The organism is Collinsella sp. CLA-ER-H2 (assembly GCF_040092405.1).
In the GTDB taxonomy this organism is placed as follows: domain Bacteria; phylum Actinomycetota; class Coriobacteriia; order Coriobacteriales; family Coriobacteriaceae; genus Collinsella.
The window spans coordinates 25,544-42,719 of record NZ_JBBNLO010000010.1 but is presented as its reverse complement, the minus strand read 5'-3'; the positions used below and the strand labels follow the sequence as shown (position 1 = coordinate 42,719).

The following is a 17,176-nucleotide window of genomic DNA, read 5'->3' as shown; positions in this document are numbered from 1 at the left end:
GCGAGTATTATTGCACACCGTGTGTATCAACACGTAAAGGCAATATTTGGATTGTGGCAAAGGGACTGTCCCTTTGCCACATTATTCGATGACGGTGCGGGAGTTTTGCTTGCGCATGGTGGCGAGCATGTGTTTGGGGACGGCGTGGACCATGCAGTTGCCGATGGTCGCGCTCGCGGCGGCCTTGGCCGCGTCACTGCCATTCTTGGTCGCATAGCTGTGGCGGAAACGCTTGAGCATGGCGATGTCGTTGCCGCCGTCGCCGTAGACCGCGACCTCGTCCTCGGCAATACCGTAGTAGCCCGCTAGCCAGGCCACACTCTCGCCCTTGTTGCACGCCACGTCCGTGATCTCGAACATCACCGGATCGAACGGCGCGTTGACCACGCGGTCCGAGCGCTCGGCAAGGTACGCCTTAAGGTCGCGCTCAAGCTCGGGCGAGGTCACGCGACAATTGATCTTGCATACATCGTGACGCAGGATGTCACCGATCGACTGGTCGAAATACTGTTCCTCGTGATAACCGCCACGCGCACGCATGCCGCGCATCACAATACGCTTGACGGGGCTGTCCTTTTTAAAGCCCGCTTGATGCATCTCGAACGAACCGCTCGAGAACATGCCATCGGGCGTGGAGCAATCAAAACAAATGTCCGGGAACGCCTTGAGCAGCTCCTCGGTAACCTGCGGGTCGATGGTCCAGGTCTTGAGCACCTCTCCATGGCTGTCGCGCACGATGGATCCATTGGAGCAACAGGCGTCAAGCGCCAGGCCCGTAAAACCATGCTCGCCGATCGGCAACGTCGAGCGCCCGGTCGCAGGAACCACATGCAAGCCAGCCTCGGTCAGCTCGCGAATGGCACGGCGGATGGTCCCATCTGCCTCATGCAGGGCGTTAAGCAGCGTTCCGTCTAAGTCACTCGCGAACATCTTGATCATGGGCATGCCTCTCCTTCGTCTGCACGATATTGTAGACGAAGGAGAGGCACGCCCAAACAATGTCGTCCCGGCGCGGCGTACCACCGCCTCCACAAATTCACGGTGCCCCAGCGCGTTAAGACAATCGCCACAAGCGACTTTTCAGCCGATAAAACAGCGCCGTCGTCAACGTCAGCACCGCCAGCATGCCTGCGAACACAATCGCCGGTGTCCATCGATCATATGCAACCCCGTACGTCAATTGGCCGATAGGTGTTGCGCAGGAAAGGACCACGTAAACGACCGAAAGCACTTTTCCGCAGAGCTCAGTCGGCGCTGCCCGCTGAACAAACGCGATGATTTCAACCGACGCAATGCTTGCCCACACCATGACCCATGCCGAACCAACCGCAAACACGGTGAACACGCAGACATCTGCGCCGAACAGCAGCGAAACAGTAATCGGTACGACTCCAAAACAGATCATCGCAACATATCGACATATACCATTGAGAGAAAAGCGATGCGGCCAAATGCCGACCAAGCCACTGCCGGTAAGACCACCCAAGCCCAGAGCAACCTCAACTATCCCAACGCAGGACGATTGCATGCCGAGATGCTTTGTAACAATAATGGGGGCGCCAATCGTTAGCCCAACCAACGCAAGGTTCAAAACGGCCGCAAGCAAAATCACAGCGGCCAATGATGCATTTTGCAACAGATACCGAATCGACTCCCGAAAATTGTTTCGGTATGTCATACGAGTCGCGTCGTCTCCCATCGTTTCAGATGAGGCATTTTGCCTGAGTGCACGCCCAAACAGCAGAGTCGACACCGCAAACGCCACCGACGCGGTTGTGCAAAGAGCATCGATGCCAAAGCACCCATAGACTGCCGTCCCGACCACAGGACCCAAGATATTGCTCACCATGGTCACCTGCGAAACCAATGCAGTGGCCCGCTCAACCTTCTTTTCACCCGCCATGCGCACCGTCTCAATTTGGAGCATTGGCTTTAGCAGCGATTGAACGCCATATTGAACACAAAGTATCGCTACTACGACGATCGCAAGAGGCAACGAGCGCTTCATGGGGATAGACAGCAGTGATGCAGTCATCAGAGCAATGCCGAGGGCCACGAGGACCTCGCGATGTCTTCCCCTATCCGCCAAGATTCCGCCAATCGGAGCTGCGAGTACGCCGGGTATGAACGCTATCGCCACGACGACGCCATATAACGTTGACGATCCACTGCAATCGAACAAGTAAAGTGGATACGCAAAGCACAGCGCCGACAGCATCGAATACGTGCACAGTTGCGCAACCAGAAGTTCCGCGAGCCTGATTGACCGCACTGTTTTTGATTTCAACGAGACGCCGACGTCTCTCAGCCCAGCCATAAGTCCGCTCCCTATACATACCGCTAGTATGTATTTATCGACTTGAAAAGGGCAGCCGGTGCTGCCCGTTCAAATCTATTACATACCGTTGGTATCTATATTACCACCTTACCACCCGGCGCGGTCCCATACGTCCCAAATCTGCGCCGTTGTCTGGAGCACTTCTTCCCCCAAATCGAGTCCCACCGCGGCAGCCATCTGCGCCAAACATTGAGCGCGAGCGAGCATTCGATCCTTGGGTTCAAGCGGACGGAACAGCGGCAGCAGCCAAAGATTCGCCAACAACGATACGGCCTCCGCCGCTTCACGCGGACATTCGCACGCAATGGATCCGTCGGCGATGCCCTCCTCGATCACCGGCAAGAGATAGCCATCGGCAGACTCGTTAAACGAGCCCTGGTACTGCATCGCCAGAAGACGCGAGCTTTTTACCGGATCTGCTGCAGGACGCATACGTGCCCATAGCTCAATTTGCGGAACAACGGACTCAGGAGCGTAAAGCCTTTTTAGCTTTTGGGCGCCGGTCATATTACCGACGCCAAGCATCGAGCGGCGGTGCTCAACAATCGGAGTCATCGCCCGATCAAATGCGGCGTTGAAAATCTCCTCTTTGCTCTTAAAGTGATGATAGACGGCACCCTTGGTCATGCCATCGAGGCGGTCGACGATATCTTGAATGCTCGTCCCCTCATAACCCTGTGTGCAGAATAGCTTCAGCGCCGCGTCGAGAATCTTCGCGACCGTCTCCTCGGGATATTTATTGCGACCCATAATCCGCCCATCCGCAACGCAAGTCTTGTGCCTCATTGCAGCATTTTAACGTTGCGGATGGCAGACGGTCGATTCTACACCGCGGCCGGACCGTGTTCGCCGGTGCGAATGCGGATGACTTCTTCGACCGGCTCGACCCAAATCTTGCCGTCTCCAACGGCACCGGTGCGGGCGGCATTGCAGATGATGTCGACAATTCCGTCAACGTGCTCATCAGCGCAGATGAGGGTGAACTGCACCTTGGGGATGGTATTGACGAGCAGTTCGTTGCCGCGCACGTATTCCTTCCAGCCGTGCTGTGCGCCGCAGCCCTGCACCTGGTTGATAGTCATGCCGCGAACATCAGCAGCAAACAGCGCGTCTTTAAGAACCTCAAGCTTCTCGGCACGAACGATCGCCGTAATCTTCTTCATAATGAATTCCTCTCTTCAATAAAAGAAATGAATTGTCCTTCACATGGCACGGGTTTTCCAGGTGCCGCAAACCAACCTCAGAGATCAATAAGTTCAACTGACTGGTCTTAGCAGGTTTCCCAAGTGCCGCAGATTGCCGTGAAAGAGGAGCGAAGCGTACTTAAGTACGTGAGCGACGATTGAACGGCAAGGTGCGGTGCTTGGGGAAGCTGCTAATCGAGTCCGGAGAACGAAGGATAAGCGCTCTCGCCGTGTTGACTCGCATCCAAGCCCAGCGCCTCGTCGGCCTCGTCCACGCGCAGGCTGCCGTGGAACAGCGCCTTGACCACCGCGGCGACCACCAAGTCGAGCACCAGTACAATAGCGACCGTCACCACAATGCCCAAAATCTGCGAGACGAGCAGCGACACGTCGCCCGTGTAGAACAGGCCACCCTTACCGGTCCACGAGAGCTCCGGCACGCAGAACAGGCCCGTAAGCACGCCGCCCAAGATGCCGCCGATGCCGTGGCAGCCAAACGCATCGAGTGCATCGTCGTAGCCGAACTTGGTCTTGAGATGGCTGATGGCCAAGTAGCAGACGGGCGAGACGATCAGGCCCATGACCAGCGCCGCCCACGGCTCGACAAAGCCTGCGCCGGGCGTGACCACCACAAGGCCCGCAACCAAACCGGTACTGGCACCCACCAGCGTGGGGCGACCGGTGTGCACGCGCTCGACGGCAAGCCACGAGACCATGCCCGCCGCGCTAGCCGTCACGGTGTTGAGGATGGCGAGCGCCGCCACAGCGTCGGCCTTGAACTCGCTGCCGCCGTTAAAGCCAAACCAGCCAAACCAAAGCAGGCCGGCTCCCAGCGCCACAAACGGCACGTTATGCGGACGGTAGCTCACCATGCCAAAGCCGCGACGACGGCCGAGCATTAAGCAGAGAATCAGACCCGTCAGACCGGACGAGATGTGCACCACGTCGCCGCCGGCAAAGTCGAGCGCGCCGATGATGTCGCCGATAAAGGAGCCCTCGCCGCCCCAAACCATGTGGGCAAGCGGCGCATAGACCACGAGCAGCCAAATGCCCAGGAAGGCCGCCATGGCACCAAACTTAACGCGGCCGGCCAGGCTGCCCGTGACGATAGCTGCCGTGATCATGGCAAACGCCATCTGAAAGGCGATGTTGATGATCTGAGGGTAGACGACACCGTCCGCAGCATTGCCCTCGGCCGCATGAAGCACCTGGTTGAGTACCGGCATGCACAGCAGCTGGTCAAGGCCCCCAATAAACGGGCTGGAACCGTCGCCGCCGTAGGCCAGCGACCAGCCGGCAACAATCCACAGCACACCAACCAGCCCAATAGCGCCAAAGCACATGAGCATGGTGTTAATGACATTTTTGCGCCTGGACAGGCCGCCATAGAAAAACGCCAGACCCGGTGTCATTAAAAACACGAGCATGGTGCAGATGAGCATAAACGTTGTCGAACCCGTATCGTACATTCGCTCTCCCTTGGTCGCATGAACGTTGTCGGCGCCCATAATGCGGCTGAGGGACAACTGGTGTAGACCAGATACGGCGTTGTTAAACGCAGCGTTGTCGAATGGAAACGGTGCCGCAATCTTGGAAACGGCGCGGCAACGGACGCGAAACGGACGGGAAATACGCGAGCAAGGAAGCCGTGAGCGTGCCCGTCCCGGCTAGCGGCGGAACAGCTCGCGGGCTCGGTCGCGGAGGTCGGTAGCGCGGATGACGCCTTCGTAGCGATTGATGCGCAGACGCGGGAAGGCGTTAAAGAAGCGTAGGTCGCGGCGGCTGAGCGACACGCTTGGCACCGGACGGCTCATGCGCTTGCCGGCAAGGCGACGACCGAGCGACGGACGCGGCATGCTCGGCGCGGCATCGGCCACGCGGCGGGCAGCGAGCGCCAAGCCGCGAGCACCATCCGAGATAAACGTCGGCATCGAAGCCTTCTCACGAAGGGCATCGAGCGTCGCGTCGCCCAGCTCGGCCAGCCACGCGTTAACGGCACGGCTACGGATATGCGTCTGTGCCACCGAGTCGATCGCCGAATCGGGAATACGTTCGAGCATGGAGTCGGACGCATCGGCAAGCGACTCATTGATGCGGTCGGCAAGGTCAGCGCGCACACGCTCCAGCTGATCGAACAGGCGACGCCAGCTGGCCAAAGAGCACACCGCGTCGACCATCATCGCGACCGCGGCGATAAAGGCGGACAGCCGCACAATCAGCACCGGCAGATGGCCAAGCAGCCCCAGCAATGCCGGCTCCACTAAACGGCAAATGCACAGCGCACCCAAGCCAAACGCGCAGGCCCAGTACAGGCAGATGCGTCCATGCAGGTTAAACGGCAGGTGCGAGTAATCCCAAAAGCGCGCGCCTGTTGTTTTTTCCAATAGAAGGCCCACGCTGTACTCGATTGCGCTACATACAAGCGCCGCGGCGACAAACTGGCTCGAGGCATCCGGAATCCCGCGCAGCAAAAGCCAGCAGGCAATGCCGTCCACACCATAGATAGGACAACACGGCCCCAGCAAAAAGCCACTGTTGGCAAATCGTCCGTGATTGAGCATGGCGCATACTGTCGACTCCCATACCCAACCGCAAAACCCGTAAAAGGCAAACGAGAGCACCAGTGCCGAGAGTGGGCAGGCGGCAAGCGTCGCGCCGCCAAACGCCATATCAATCGCGGTTTCCACCGTCTACCCTCTCCTCTTTTCACTCGATGCTTTACTCACGCTATCGTCCGTCTCGTCCTTGCGCGGCAGGCGGCCGGCGACCGTCTCACGCAGAGCACACCATTTATCCGCCAGACAAACAATCCACGCCTCGCGACACGTCGGCGGCACCGGCACCAGCGGAAACATATGCCGCACGATAATATTCCGCTCTCGCGGCGTCAGCTCAAAATCTTCCTCGGCACGCGCCAGGGCAAAAAACGGATGTCGAAATCCGTGCAGTCGATGGCTCGGGTCGGGGTCGTGCCAATCATAGAGAAAGTAGTCGTGCAGCAAGGCCCCGCGCAGCAGCGAGGCACGGTCGATCGAAATGCCAGCACGGCCCAAGTGCTCGGCAAAGGACAGACTTGCCCGTGCCACCGAGGTCACATGTGCATAGACCGTCACATCGCCATGTTGGATAAACTCATGCGTCAGGCCCAAGCCGCCCGTCTGGGCAAGCTGACGGGCGGCATCGTCGACCTCGCGCGCGATTTTCTCGGCACGAACGGTATCGGACATGCTGCCTCCTTCCAGCGGCTCACGGCGGCAAGCCACGGCCTGCACACATTGAATAAAATCATCATCGAATTTACCAGTATGGCATCGGACAAAACGTTTTGCCCCACCAGTTGGCGAATTACCGCGCCGCCGTCACATATCAAACGCCAAAATGTGCGAGACTGTCTTGTGCAATTGTGCCGGCCGAGGGAGCGCCGGCGCTCGATTCGCATGGAGTAACCCACAACGATGCTGCTTACGCAAACGACAACGCCCGAGGACGTCAAGGCTCTCGATCGCGCCGAGCTTCCGCTGCTCTGCGGCGAGATCCGCCACGCCATCCTCGAAAGCTCCGCCGCCGTCGGCGGGCACGTTGCCCCCAACCTGGGCGTCGTTGAGCTTACGGTCGCGCTCCATCGCGTGTTTAACTCCCCCACCGACAAAATTGTCTTTGACGTGTCACACCAGACCTATGCCCACAAGGCGCTGACTGGGCGCGCGTACACTTATATCGACCCGGCACGCTACGGCGAGGCCTCTGGCTTTGCCAATCCCGACGAGTCCGAACACGACCTGTTCGCCATGGGCCACACCTCCACATCGGTGAGCCTGGGCTGCGGCTTGGCACACGCTCGTGACCTGGCGGGCGATGCGTACAACGTCATCACCATCATTGGCGACGGCTCGCTTTCGGGCGGTCTGGCGTTTGAGGGCTTTAACAATGCCGCCGAGCTCGACAGCAACTTGATCATTATCGTCAACGATAACGACCAGTCCATCGCCGAAAACCACGGTGGCCTCTATCGCAATCTGGCCGAGCTGCGCGCCAGCAACGGTACCTGTGAGCGCAACGTTTTCCGCGCGATGGGGCTCGACTACCGCTATCTGGACGCCGGTAACGATGTGTTGGCCCTGGTCGACGCATTGCAGGAACTGCGCGATATCGATCATCCCATCGTGCTGCACGTCTCCACCGCCAAGGGCAAGGGCTTTGAGCCGGCCCAGAGCGACCCCGAGCGCTGGCACCACGTGGGTCCGTTTGACATGGCGACTGGGCGCAAGCTCTGCCCGGGCCATCCGAGCGAGCCTGCGCCTCGCACCTATGCCGACATTACGGGCGAGGCGCTCAGCGCCGCCATCGAGCACGATCCGCAGGTCGTGGGCATCACGGCCGCCACGCCCTACATCATGGGCTTTACACCCGAGCTTCGCGCCGCGGCAGGCAAGCAGTTTGTTGACGTGGGCATTGCCGAGGAGCACGCCGTGACCTTTGCCACCGCGCTTGCGCGCTCGGGCGCCAAGCCAGTCTTTGGTGTGTACGGCACGTTTTTGCAGCGCGCCTACGACGAACTGTGGCACGACCTGTGCCTCAACGACGCCCCCGCAACCATCCTGGTATTTGGCGCGTCGATCTTTGGCACCACATCCGAGACGCACCTCTCGTTCTTTGATATTTCCATGCTGGGCGGTCTTCCCAACATGCACTACTTGGCGCCGGCCTGCATGGAGGAATATCTGTCCATGCTGAGCTGGTCGCTCGATCACCGCGAGCATCCCGTGGCGATTCGCGTGCCGGGCATTGGCTTGGTAAGCCGCCCCGACTTGGCACCTGCCGAGGACGCCGATTACGGCGCCGTTCGTTACAACGTGGTGCGTCAGGGTCGCGACGTGGCCGTGCTCGCGCTTGGCGATTTCTTTGAGCTGGGCGAGCGCGTGGCAAACCGCTTGGCTGCCGAGTACGGCATCGAGGCCACGCTCGTCAACCCGCGCTATGCAACTGAGCTCGACCGTGAGTTCCTCGACAGCCTTGCCGCCGAGCATCGCGTTGTCGTCACTCTCGAGGACGGCATCTTGGACGGTGGCTGGGGCGAGCGTGTCGCGTGCTACTTGGCCTGCACGCCCGTGCGCACGCGCACCTTCGGCATCGCCAAGGGCTTCCCCGACCGCTACGACCCCAACGAGTTGCTCGCTCAGAACGGCATGACGGTCGAGAGCATGGCCGCCGAAGCCGTAAGGCTACTGAACGAGTAAAAAACCTCCGCAAGGGAAGCACCCCTGCGGAGGTTTTTATTTTTGAGCTCAACTATCTCGATCTGTAACATCTAGGGCCCGAATTCCCGTCTAACTGTTACAGATCTAGACAAACCGTCTTTGCTCCTGACCTTTGTCTCAATCTGTAACAGATAGAGACCTTTTGGCCGCCTAACTGTTACAGATCGAGACATTCAAATCCCCCTAAGGATAAAATCTCGATCTGTAACAGTAAGAACCCATTTCCTCGTCTAGATGTTACAGATTGAGACAAAACAACGAGACCGGCCGCCGTACCAGCCCAAACCACCACAAAGGTGCCTGTCCCCTTTTTGGTGGTTTTAGGTCACGGTCGGCGCGAAAAACGAATAACCGTTCATACGCGATCTCCTTACTTATATATGTGTCGCGTTGCCGCCATTATAGCGACCGCCGCGAGCGACCACGCCGTCCGCGAAACGCCGTCTCAGCAGTAATAACCGACGTTTTCCCAGAAAAAACCTACCAAAATAGACCTGTCCCTTTTTGGTAGGTAGAATAACCTATAAGACAAGTATGTTTCTGAGTTATTTCGTGTTGACACATTTGAGCGCGATAGGGTATAACTCTACTCAACCGCTAGGGATTTTATTGAGAAAGGTGTTCTCCTATGAGCAAGAACCTCTCCCAGCAGGTCGTTCTCGACCGCCGCGGCTTCGTTGCCGCCACCTTCGCAACCGTCGCCGGCCTCGGTCTTGCCGGCTGCTCCGACACCAGCGCCGAGGCCGACAAGGGTTCCGCCGCCGGCTCCTCCAAGAGCTCCGAGGGTACCGAGGCTTCCACCACGCTCGACGCCAAGGCGTTCGACAAGCTCGTCGACAACGGCCCCAAGGCCGATGACGATGCCATCGCCGCCAGCACCTGGGCTACGGCCGTCAAGGACGCCGGCGTCTTTAAGATCGGTGGCGTTCAGACCTCTACGCTTTTCTCCCTCCTCAACGAGAAAGACGGTCAGACCCGTGGCTTCGATGCCGGCATCGCGCAGCTTCTGTCCAACTACATTCTGGGCGAGAACAAGGTCGAGATCACCCAGGTGACCTCGGACACGCGCGAGTCCGTCCTGCAGAACGGCCAGGTCGACGCTGTCTTTGCCACCTACACCATCACTGACGAGCGCAAGAAGCTCGTCTCCTTCGCCGGCCCCTACTACTACACCCAGCAGGCTATCCTGGTGCTCACCGATAACGACGACATCAAGGGCGTCGACGACCTGGCCGATAAGAACGTCGCCGTCCAGTCCGGCTCCAACGGCCCCGCCATCCTGGAGGAGTTTGCCCCCAAGGCCAGCCAGCAGGAGTTCAAGACCGACGAGGAGGCACGTCAGGCACTCCAGCAGGGCCGCGTCGATGCCTACGTCATCGACAACAACATGCAGCAGAGCGCCCTGGTCCGCGAGCCCGGCAAGTACAAGATTGCCGGCAAGCCCTTCGGCAGCAAGGAGCCCTACGGCATCGGCCTGCCGCTCGATTCCGACGGTGTCGCCTTTGTCAACGACTTCCTTAAGAAGATCGAGGATGACGGCACCTGGACCGAGCTGTGGCAGATCTGCATTGGTGACCGTACGGGCGACACCAATGTTCCCGAGCTGCCCGAGATCGGCGCCTAGGCAGCGAGCCTAGTAACGGCCGCTACGAAACCATATGGAAACGCACGATGCGCTTTATTGCGCTAAACTGTTTCCTCACTGAGTTGTCGGGGCTTCCGTACACACGGGAGCCCCTTTCCTTACCGGCGGGAGGTCCGCATGAGTCTCTCCGAGCTCTGGTCGCTCTATGGCCAGAACTATATCGACGCGCTGCTAGCAACCTGGGGCATGACGCTTGAGTCGTTTGCCATCGCCATGGTGCTGGCCGTCGCCGTCACCGTGATGCGCGTGTCGCCGCTCAAGCCGCTGCGCGTCTTTGGCGACCTGTATGTCCAGGTCTTCCGTAACATCCCCGGCATCGCGCTGCTCATCATCGTCGTCTACGCGCTGCCCCCGCTCAAGGTCGTCCTGCCCTACCGCACCTGCGTTATCGTCGCCACGGTGCTGCTAGGCTCGGCATTTGGCTCCGAAAACTTTATGAGCGGCATCAACACCGTCGGTGTCGGCCAGGTGGAAGCCGCCCGCTCGCTGGGCATGAGCTTCAGCCGTATCCTCGCCAAGATCGTGATTCCGCAGGCGCTGCGTTCGAGCGTGCTGCCCATGACCAACCTCTTTATCGCCGTCATGCTCACCACCGCGCTCGGCAGTCAGGTGCCGCTTAAACCGCAGGAGCTCACCGGCGTGGTGAGCTACATCAACACGCGCTCGCTCGGCGGCGTCGCCGCGTTCTTTATCTCGGCGCTCGGCTACCTGGGCACGGCCTTTGTGGTGAGCCACATTGGCAACTATATCGATAAGAAGGTGAGGATCCTCCGATGAGCAAGCACTCCACCTCCGCGCTCACCATGCGCGATGCGCTCTACGAGGCTCCCGGCCCCAAGATGCGCGCCAAGATTCGCGTCGGCACCGCCATCTCACTTGTTGCCGTGGCCGCGCTCATCGCTCTGGTACTGCAGCGCTTTTATGTGACCGGCCAGCTTTCGGTCCACTATTGGTATTTCTTTACGCACCTCACCACCTGGAAGTTCCTGCTTGCCGGTTTTGAGGGCACGGTAAAGGTCGCGCTCACCGCAGGCGCCATCGCGCTGGTGCTGGGCCTGGGCCTTATGCTCGGCCGCACAAGCGATATTAAGCCGTTGCAGCTGGCCTGCCGCGTGCTCACCGATTTCTTCCGCGGCGTACCAAGCCTGCTGTTCATCTACTTCTTCTTTTTGGTGCTGCCCCAGTACAAGATCGCGCTGCCGTCGTTTTGGATGCTCACGCTTCCCGTCGCGCTCGCTGCAGCCGGCGTACTTGCCGAGATCTTCCGTGCCGGCGTCAACGCCGTACCGCGCGGGCAGGTTGAGGCGGCCCAGGCGCTCGGTCTCTCCAAGGCTAAAATCACCTTTAAAATCGTGCTGCCGCAGGCGATTCGGTTTATTATTCCGTCGTTGATTTCGCAGCTCGTGGTCGTAGTCAAAGACACCACCGTCGCCTATGTGGTGAGCTACCCCGACCTCATGCAAAACGCCCGCGTGCTCATTACCAACTACGACGCCCTCGTATCGGTCTACCTGGTGATCGCAGTCATCTACATCCTCATCAACGTCGCGATCAACAAGGCCGCTGTCTATGTTTCGCACAAGACCGGCGCGACCATCATCCGCTAACGCTTTACCATTTCGAGTCATAAGGAGCCGAGCACCATGGCACAGAGCACCTCTTCCACCGGCAATCAGCCGCTGATCGAGCTCAGACACGTCGATAAGCACTATGGCGATCTGCACGTCCTCAACGACATCAATCTCTCGGTCGACCGCGGCGAGGTCGTCGTTGTGATCGGCCCCTCGGGCTCGGGCAAGTCGACCATGTGCCGCACCATCAACCGCCTGGAAACCATCGACTCGGGCGAGATCCTCATCGAGGGCGAGCCCCTGCCGCAAGAAGGCAAGGATCTTGCCCGCATGCGCGCCGAACTGGGCATGGTGTTTCAGCAGTTCAACCTGTTCGCACATATGACGGTGCTGCAGAACGTCATGCTGGGACCGGTCGATGTGCTGGGTGTCTCCAAGGACGAGGCCCGCGAGCGCGCCATGGACCTGCTGAGCCGCGTGGGCGTGGCCGAGCAGGCCGACAAGGTGCCCGCACAGCTTTCGGGCGGCCAGCAGCAGCGCGTGGCCATCGCCCGTTCACTCGCCATGCAGCCCAAGGCCATGCTTTTTGACGAGCCCACAAGCGCCCTCGATCCCGAAATGATCAACGAGGTGCTCGAGGTCATGGTCCGTCTGGCCCAGCAGGGCATGACGATGATCGTCATCACGCACGAGATGAACTTCGCCCGCCGCGTGGCCGATCGCGTCGTATTTATGGCCGACGGCCAGATTGTGGAAACCGGCACGCCCGACGAGTTCTTCGACCACCCCCAGACCAAGCGCGCCCAGGACTTCCTCAACTCCATCAAGGGCCACTAACCCAATTGCCACGCGGGCAAATTCATCAGTAACGTTTGCCCCGCGCCACCCCTGTGCTATGTCCACCCGGATTCGAAAGCTACGCCCATGATCGGAACCCGCACCTCATCGTCCTACACTCCGCACGTCGACGTCGATCCCGCCGACCGTCCGCTCATCCTGGTCGCACCACGCTGGGAAGAAGCGAAACCCTATTTGAGCGAGACGCTCTCCCCCAACGAGGAGATTGCGAGCGTCTTTGTCGATGCCATCCTTGCCGCCGGCGGCCTGCCGCTGCAGATGTCCATCACCGAGGACATTGAGGTCATCCGTCATTACGTCGATATCGCCGACGGCATCGCCATTCCCGGCGGCCCCGATGTCAATCCCAAACGTTGGGGCGATGATCGACCCTACGACCCCACCCTCTGCTGCGAGATCCGCGATAGCTTTGAGTTTAAGCTGGTCGGCGAGGTGCTCCGCGCCAAAAAGCCGCTCTTTACCACCTGTCGCGGCACGCAGTTGCTCAATGTCGCCACCGGCGGCACCCTGTGCATGGACGTGCCAAGCCTGGGCGCGCGCGAGGGCCGCACGCAGTGGCGCCATACCCACGTGCTCAACGACCCCGTGCATCCCGTCGAGGTCGTGCCGGGCTCGTTGCTGGAGCGCGCGCTTGGCGGGCACAGGCTTATCCAGACCAACTCCGCACACCACTGCTGCATCGATCGTCTGGGTAAAAGCACGCGCTTGGTCGCCAAGGCAACCGATGGCGTGCCCGAGTGCATCGAAGTCGAAGGCCAACCCTTCTGCCTGGGCGTGCAATGGCATCCCGAGTACACCTGGCAGACGCTCGAAACCGACTTTAACCTCTGGAAGTCGTTTGTCGAGGCGGCAGCCAAGGTCAAGCAGGCCCACTAGCACGCGAACCACAAAACAGATAAGGGCGCCCCGCCGGCCACATGGTCCGGCGGGGCGCCCTTTCACCTATATGTGGCCGGCAAGCAGCCCAAGGCTCGCAAGCTCTTATTCAGCCGCCTCGCGCAGAGCCGACATCGTTGCCGCATATTGCTGCTGCAACGCATGCATTCCCTCGCGAGCGCCGTCAACGGCATCGGCGCCGCGCAGTGCTTCGGTCACCACGACCGCCGGCTCGTACAGATTATCGAATCCCAGGTTCTGGCTCACGCCCTTGAGCGTGTGCGCTGCCATAAACGCACCTTCGGCGTCTCCTGCCGCCATGGCGGCCTCCAGCTTGTCCATGCTCTCGTCATCCAAAAACTTGAGGGCAAAGCGGGCAAGCATTTCCTCGCCCATCAGCCGAGCGCACGCGTCATCATAATTAGCGCCGATCTTCTCATACGCCTCACGCATGGAAATCATGGATTAAAACTCCTTAGGTCAAACTAAATCGTGGGAAACGCGACAACGTCGGCGGGGCGTGCCAACGTCTCGGCAATACGGTCTTGCACCTCGAGCAGGCAGTCGAGCAACAGCGGGTTAAAGGTGCCGCACTTACCGTCCAGGATCATCTGGATCGCCTCCTTGTGCGGGATAGCGTCCTTGTACACGCGCACGCTCGTCAGAGCATCGTACACGTCGGCCACCGAAACCACCTGTGCGGCAATGGGAATATCGTCGCCCTTAAGGCCATCGGGATAGCCCTTGCCGTCCCAGCGCTCGTGGTGCCAACGCGCAATTTGGTACGCATATTCCATAAGCGCATTGCCGACGTGATGGCAACCCAGCTCAAGCAACATGTCGGCGCCGATCGTGGTATGCGTCTTCATAATCTCGAACTCCTCGGGCGTAAGGCGCCCGGGTTTGTTGAGAGTTGCATCGTCAATCGACATCTTGCCGATATCGTGCAGCGCCGAAGCCAGGGCAATCGTAGAGCGTTCCTCGTTGTCGAGGGAAATGGTGTCGCTACGCTGGACCAGACAGCCAAGCAGCAGCTCGGTCAGCTTTTCGATATTCGTAACGTGCCTGCCACTCTCGCCATTGCGAAGTTCCATGACACCGGCCATGATGTCAATGAGCATGCGACTGTTCTTGACGCGCTCGTTGTACTGTTGAGCCAGCAGATTCGTCAGGCGACGCTGCTTGGCGTACAGACGAATGGTGTTGCTTACACGGCGGCGCACGACGCGCGCGGCGAACGGACGGCTGATATAGTCCGAGGCACCCAGCTCGTAGGCACGCAGCACCACGTCATCGGAGTCTTCACTCGAAATCATAATGACGGGCAGGTTATCCATGGCAGACCGGCGTGACAGATCGGACAGCACCTCAAAGCCGTTCATGCCCGGCATGACGATGTCGAGCAGCACGAGCGACAGCTCGTCGCCGTAGCGGTCGACCATGTCGAGCGCCATGCGGCCGTTGTCAGCCTCCAGAATGCGATACTCATCCTTGAGCATCTCGTTGAGGATGACGCGGTTCATCTCGGAGTCATCAACGATAAGAATCGAGGGCTTTTGGCTTTGGAAGGTCTCGATTGCGTCGTTGTCAGTCACGACCGTACCGGGCTTTGCCTTGGCATGGCTCAACAATTGGACCGCGCGGCTAACGCCCTCATCGACCGTCTCGCCATTGATGCGAACACCGCCCACGCATGCCGTAAGGCTGACATGCTCATGGCCGGGGACAATCGTGGCATGAACGACATCGGATACATGGCGCAGGCGACGGGCGAAGTCATCGGAGGGGACATTGGGCATGACGACCACAAACTTGTCGCAGCCATAGCGGACAAGCTCATCAGTCGAACGAATGCCGCTGCGTATTGCCGCCGCCACGGCACCGAGCGCCAGGTCACCGGCATGACGACCGCAGGTATCGTTGAAGACCCTAAAATCATCGAGGTCGATCATCGCAACGCCGGCGTTCATGCGGGCGCTGCGAAGCCTCTCCTCGTAATAACGGCGATTACGCACGCTCGTCAGCACATCGGTGTAGACAAGGTCCTCTTCTGCGGCCTCTTGTTCGTTGATCGGGCGCGCCATCAGCAGGACGTGAGGCTCGCCTTCGACCGTCATAGAGCGCACGCGAGCACGGTATTCGATACCGTCGTTAAGCAGCTGCTCCGATATCTCATCGGAAGTTGCCAAGGCCTCGAGACTCGACTGGCGCAGACAAGGGCACCGATCGCCGGCGAACAGACAGTTACGCTCGTTCTTGACCTGTTCGGCAGATAGCAGACGTACCACGGGGTAGATCTTCGCGGCACGGGCAACCTCGGCGGCAGCTTCCTCGTCGCTTAGATTGGCCTCGTGATTATTGAGCATATGGGGCCCTTTCAGTCGTTGCGTTTGATAGCAGTTGGCATCAAATGGTACAAGGGTAGCATCTTGTCGATGCAGGTAAGCACGTGAATGCCGTTACATTTTCATGAGTTGGCGGACGGCATGTTTGGAGGTGCAGACGCGAGGTTTTGGGGGCGTTTGTTAACACCGCCGAAACGCTTGCGAGTGGGCTGGCGCGACTGCTACGACCCCAGGATGCCGCGGACGGTCTGGGCCGCCGGCGCCGGGCGATCGCGAAGACCGTTATGCGCTCCGGGAATCGTCACGAGTGGGCAGTTCAGGAGCTCTGCCGCCGTTCGCGTGCCCGCCTCGCGAGATGTGCCGATCGAAAGCTCGCCCAAAAGCACAGCGGCAACCGCCTTTGGTGCGCTGATGTCTTCCCATTCGGGTGCATAGGTCATGTTGAGCCCGTATTCGTTCGCCATGAAACAACGGCCGTTGCGCAGGGCATGCTTGGCCTCCGCTTCAGTTGTCTTGGGGGCCTCAGGGTCTGGGTCGCCGATGGCGCCCAGAAAGGCCCTCAATGCCCTCGAGACCTTCCCCGCCGCAATCATATCGAGCAAAACCGGAGCTGCACCCAGACCGGCACCCTCACCCGTCACGGCGGGCTCATGCAGAATCGCTCGCGAGACGACGGCCGGGTTTGTACGAAGAAGTTCCAGGGCCACCAGCGTTCCGGCGCTGTGCGCGAGCACGTTTGCCGCAGGGCCGACATACTCGATAACGGCCTGCAGGTCGGCAGCTTGGGTGGCGAGGTCATAGCGACCGTCCGCAGCATCGCTGCTCTCACCGCAGCCGCGGCGATCGTAGGTAATTACGCGGTAGTCATGGCTGAGCTCGCAAGCAATGCCGTCAAAGAAGATGCCGTCGACGCAGGCACCGTGCACGCATACCAGGGCAGGCGCATCGGACGGCACGTCCGGGCCGGCATACTCGCGACAGGCAATCGTGGTGCCCGCATTCTCAACCGTAAAATCCATGTTGTATCCCCATCATCAATGCTCATCCAGACGCACGCCGGCAGCTCCGGACAGATGCTCATCGTCTTGTGCTTTGTTAACA

Annotated in this window: 16 protein-coding genes; 6 read left to right on the top strand and 10 right to left on the bottom strand. The window is 59.7% G+C overall.

What is annotated here, in order from left to right; all coding sequences use genetic code 11:
* Window positions 1-81 precede the first annotated feature (81 nt).
* From AAAX59_RS04370 to AAAX59_RS04340, 7 genes are all read right to left on the bottom strand, one after another.
* On the bottom strand, window positions 82-939 hold the full coding sequence (locus tag AAAX59_RS04370; protein ID WP_349070813.1) for an HAD family hydrolase: 858 nt from the start codon (window positions 937-939) through the stop codon (window positions 82-84).
* A 115-nt stretch (window positions 940-1,054) separates the two neighbouring features.
* Window positions 1,055-2,317, bottom strand: coding sequence for an MFS transporter (locus AAAX59_RS04365; protein WP_349070812.1), 1,263 nt, complete (start codon window positions 2,315-2,317; stop codon window positions 1,055-1,057).
* Window positions 2,318-2,425: 108 nt separating this feature from the next.
* Window positions 2,426-3,088, bottom strand: coding sequence for a helix-turn-helix domain-containing protein (locus tag AAAX59_RS04360; protein WP_349070811.1), 663 nt, complete (start codon window positions 3,086-3,088; stop codon window positions 2,426-2,428).
* A gap of 74 nt (window positions 3,089-3,162) precedes the next feature.
* Complete coding sequence (locus tag AAAX59_RS04355) at window positions 3,163-3,501, bottom strand: P-II family nitrogen regulator (protein ID WP_117629936.1); 339 nt, start codon at window positions 3,499-3,501, stop codon at window positions 3,163-3,165.
* A 212-nt stretch (window positions 3,502-3,713) separates the two neighbouring features.
* Window positions 3,714-4,991 (bottom strand): ammonium transporter, encoded by a 1,278-nt coding sequence (locus AAAX59_RS04350; RefSeq protein WP_349070809.1) that lies wholly within the window; start codon window positions 4,989-4,991, stop codon window positions 3,714-3,716.
* 198 nt (window positions 4,992-5,189) lie between these two features.
* The gene (locus AAAX59_RS04345) at window positions 5,190-6,209 is read right to left on the bottom strand and encodes a putative ABC transporter permease (RefSeq protein ID WP_349070808.1); all 1,020 of its coding nucleotides are present in this window, start codon (window positions 6,207-6,209) and stop codon (window positions 5,190-5,192) included.
* Window positions 6,210-6,212: 3 nt separating this feature from the next.
* The gene (locus AAAX59_RS04340) at window positions 6,213-6,749 is read right to left on the bottom strand and encodes an HD domain-containing protein (protein ID WP_349070807.1); all 537 of its coding nucleotides are present in this window, start codon (window positions 6,747-6,749) and stop codon (window positions 6,213-6,215) included.
* Between the two features lie 228 nt (window positions 6,750-6,977).
* Here AAAX59_RS04340 and AAAX59_RS04335 point away from each other — a divergent pair, with 228 nt between their 5' ends.
* From AAAX59_RS04335 to AAAX59_RS04310, 6 genes are all read left to right on the top strand, one after another.
* Window positions 6,978-8,759 (top strand): 1-deoxy-D-xylulose-5-phosphate synthase, encoded by a 1,782-nt coding sequence (locus AAAX59_RS04335; protein WP_349070805.1) that lies wholly within the window; start codon window positions 6,978-6,980, stop codon window positions 8,757-8,759.
* A 649-nt stretch (window positions 8,760-9,408) separates the two neighbouring features.
* Window positions 9,409-10,404, top strand: coding sequence for a glutamate ABC transporter substrate-binding protein (locus AAAX59_RS04330; protein ID WP_349070804.1), 996 nt, complete (start codon window positions 9,409-9,411; stop codon window positions 10,402-10,404).
* Between the two features lie 138 nt (window positions 10,405-10,542).
* On the top strand, window positions 10,543-11,202 hold the full coding sequence (locus tag AAAX59_RS04325) for an amino acid ABC transporter permease (RefSeq protein WP_022094657.1): 660 nt from the start codon (window positions 10,543-10,545) through the stop codon (window positions 11,200-11,202).
* The gene (locus AAAX59_RS04320; RefSeq protein WP_349070803.1) at window positions 11,199-12,032 is read left to right on the top strand and encodes an amino acid ABC transporter permease; all 834 of its coding nucleotides are present in this window, start codon (window positions 11,199-11,201) and stop codon (window positions 12,030-12,032) included. Before AAAX59_RS04325 ends, AAAX59_RS04320 begins: the two co-directional genes overlap by 4 nt.
* A 36-nt stretch (window positions 12,033-12,068) precedes the next feature.
* Entirely contained in the window at window positions 12,069-12,833 is a 765-nt protein-coding gene (locus AAAX59_RS04315) for an amino acid ABC transporter ATP-binding protein (RefSeq protein ID WP_006234892.1), read from the top strand.
* An 87-nt stretch (window positions 12,834-12,920) separates the two neighbouring features.
* Window positions 12,921-13,730 carry a gamma-glutamyl-gamma-aminobutyrate hydrolase family protein gene (locus tag AAAX59_RS04310; protein WP_349070801.1) on the top strand — a complete coding sequence of 270 codons (810 nt, stop codon included), beginning with the start codon at window positions 12,921-12,923 and terminating at the stop codon, window positions 13,728-13,730.
* A 105-nt stretch (window positions 13,731-13,835) separates the two neighbouring features.
* On the opposite strand, the gene AAAX59_RS04305 is transcribed toward AAAX59_RS04310, so the two are convergent.
* The 3 genes from AAAX59_RS04305 to AAAX59_RS04295 form a co-directional block, all read right to left on the bottom strand.
* Window positions 13,836-14,192, bottom strand: a complete 357-nt coding sequence (locus AAAX59_RS04305) for an Hpt domain-containing protein (protein ID WP_055286833.1) — start codon at window positions 14,190-14,192, stop codon at window positions 13,836-13,838.
* 23 nt (window positions 14,193-14,215) lie between these two features.
* Entirely contained in the window at window positions 14,216-16,096 is a 1,881-nt protein-coding gene (locus tag AAAX59_RS04300) for an HD domain-containing phosphohydrolase (RefSeq protein ID WP_349070800.1), read from the bottom strand.
* 200 nt (window positions 16,097-16,296) lie between these two features.
* On the bottom strand, window positions 16,297-17,094 hold the full coding sequence (locus tag AAAX59_RS04295; RefSeq protein WP_349070799.1) for an alpha/beta hydrolase: 798 nt from the start codon (window positions 17,092-17,094) through the stop codon (window positions 16,297-16,299).
* Between the last annotated feature and the right edge of the window lie 82 nt (window positions 17,095-17,176).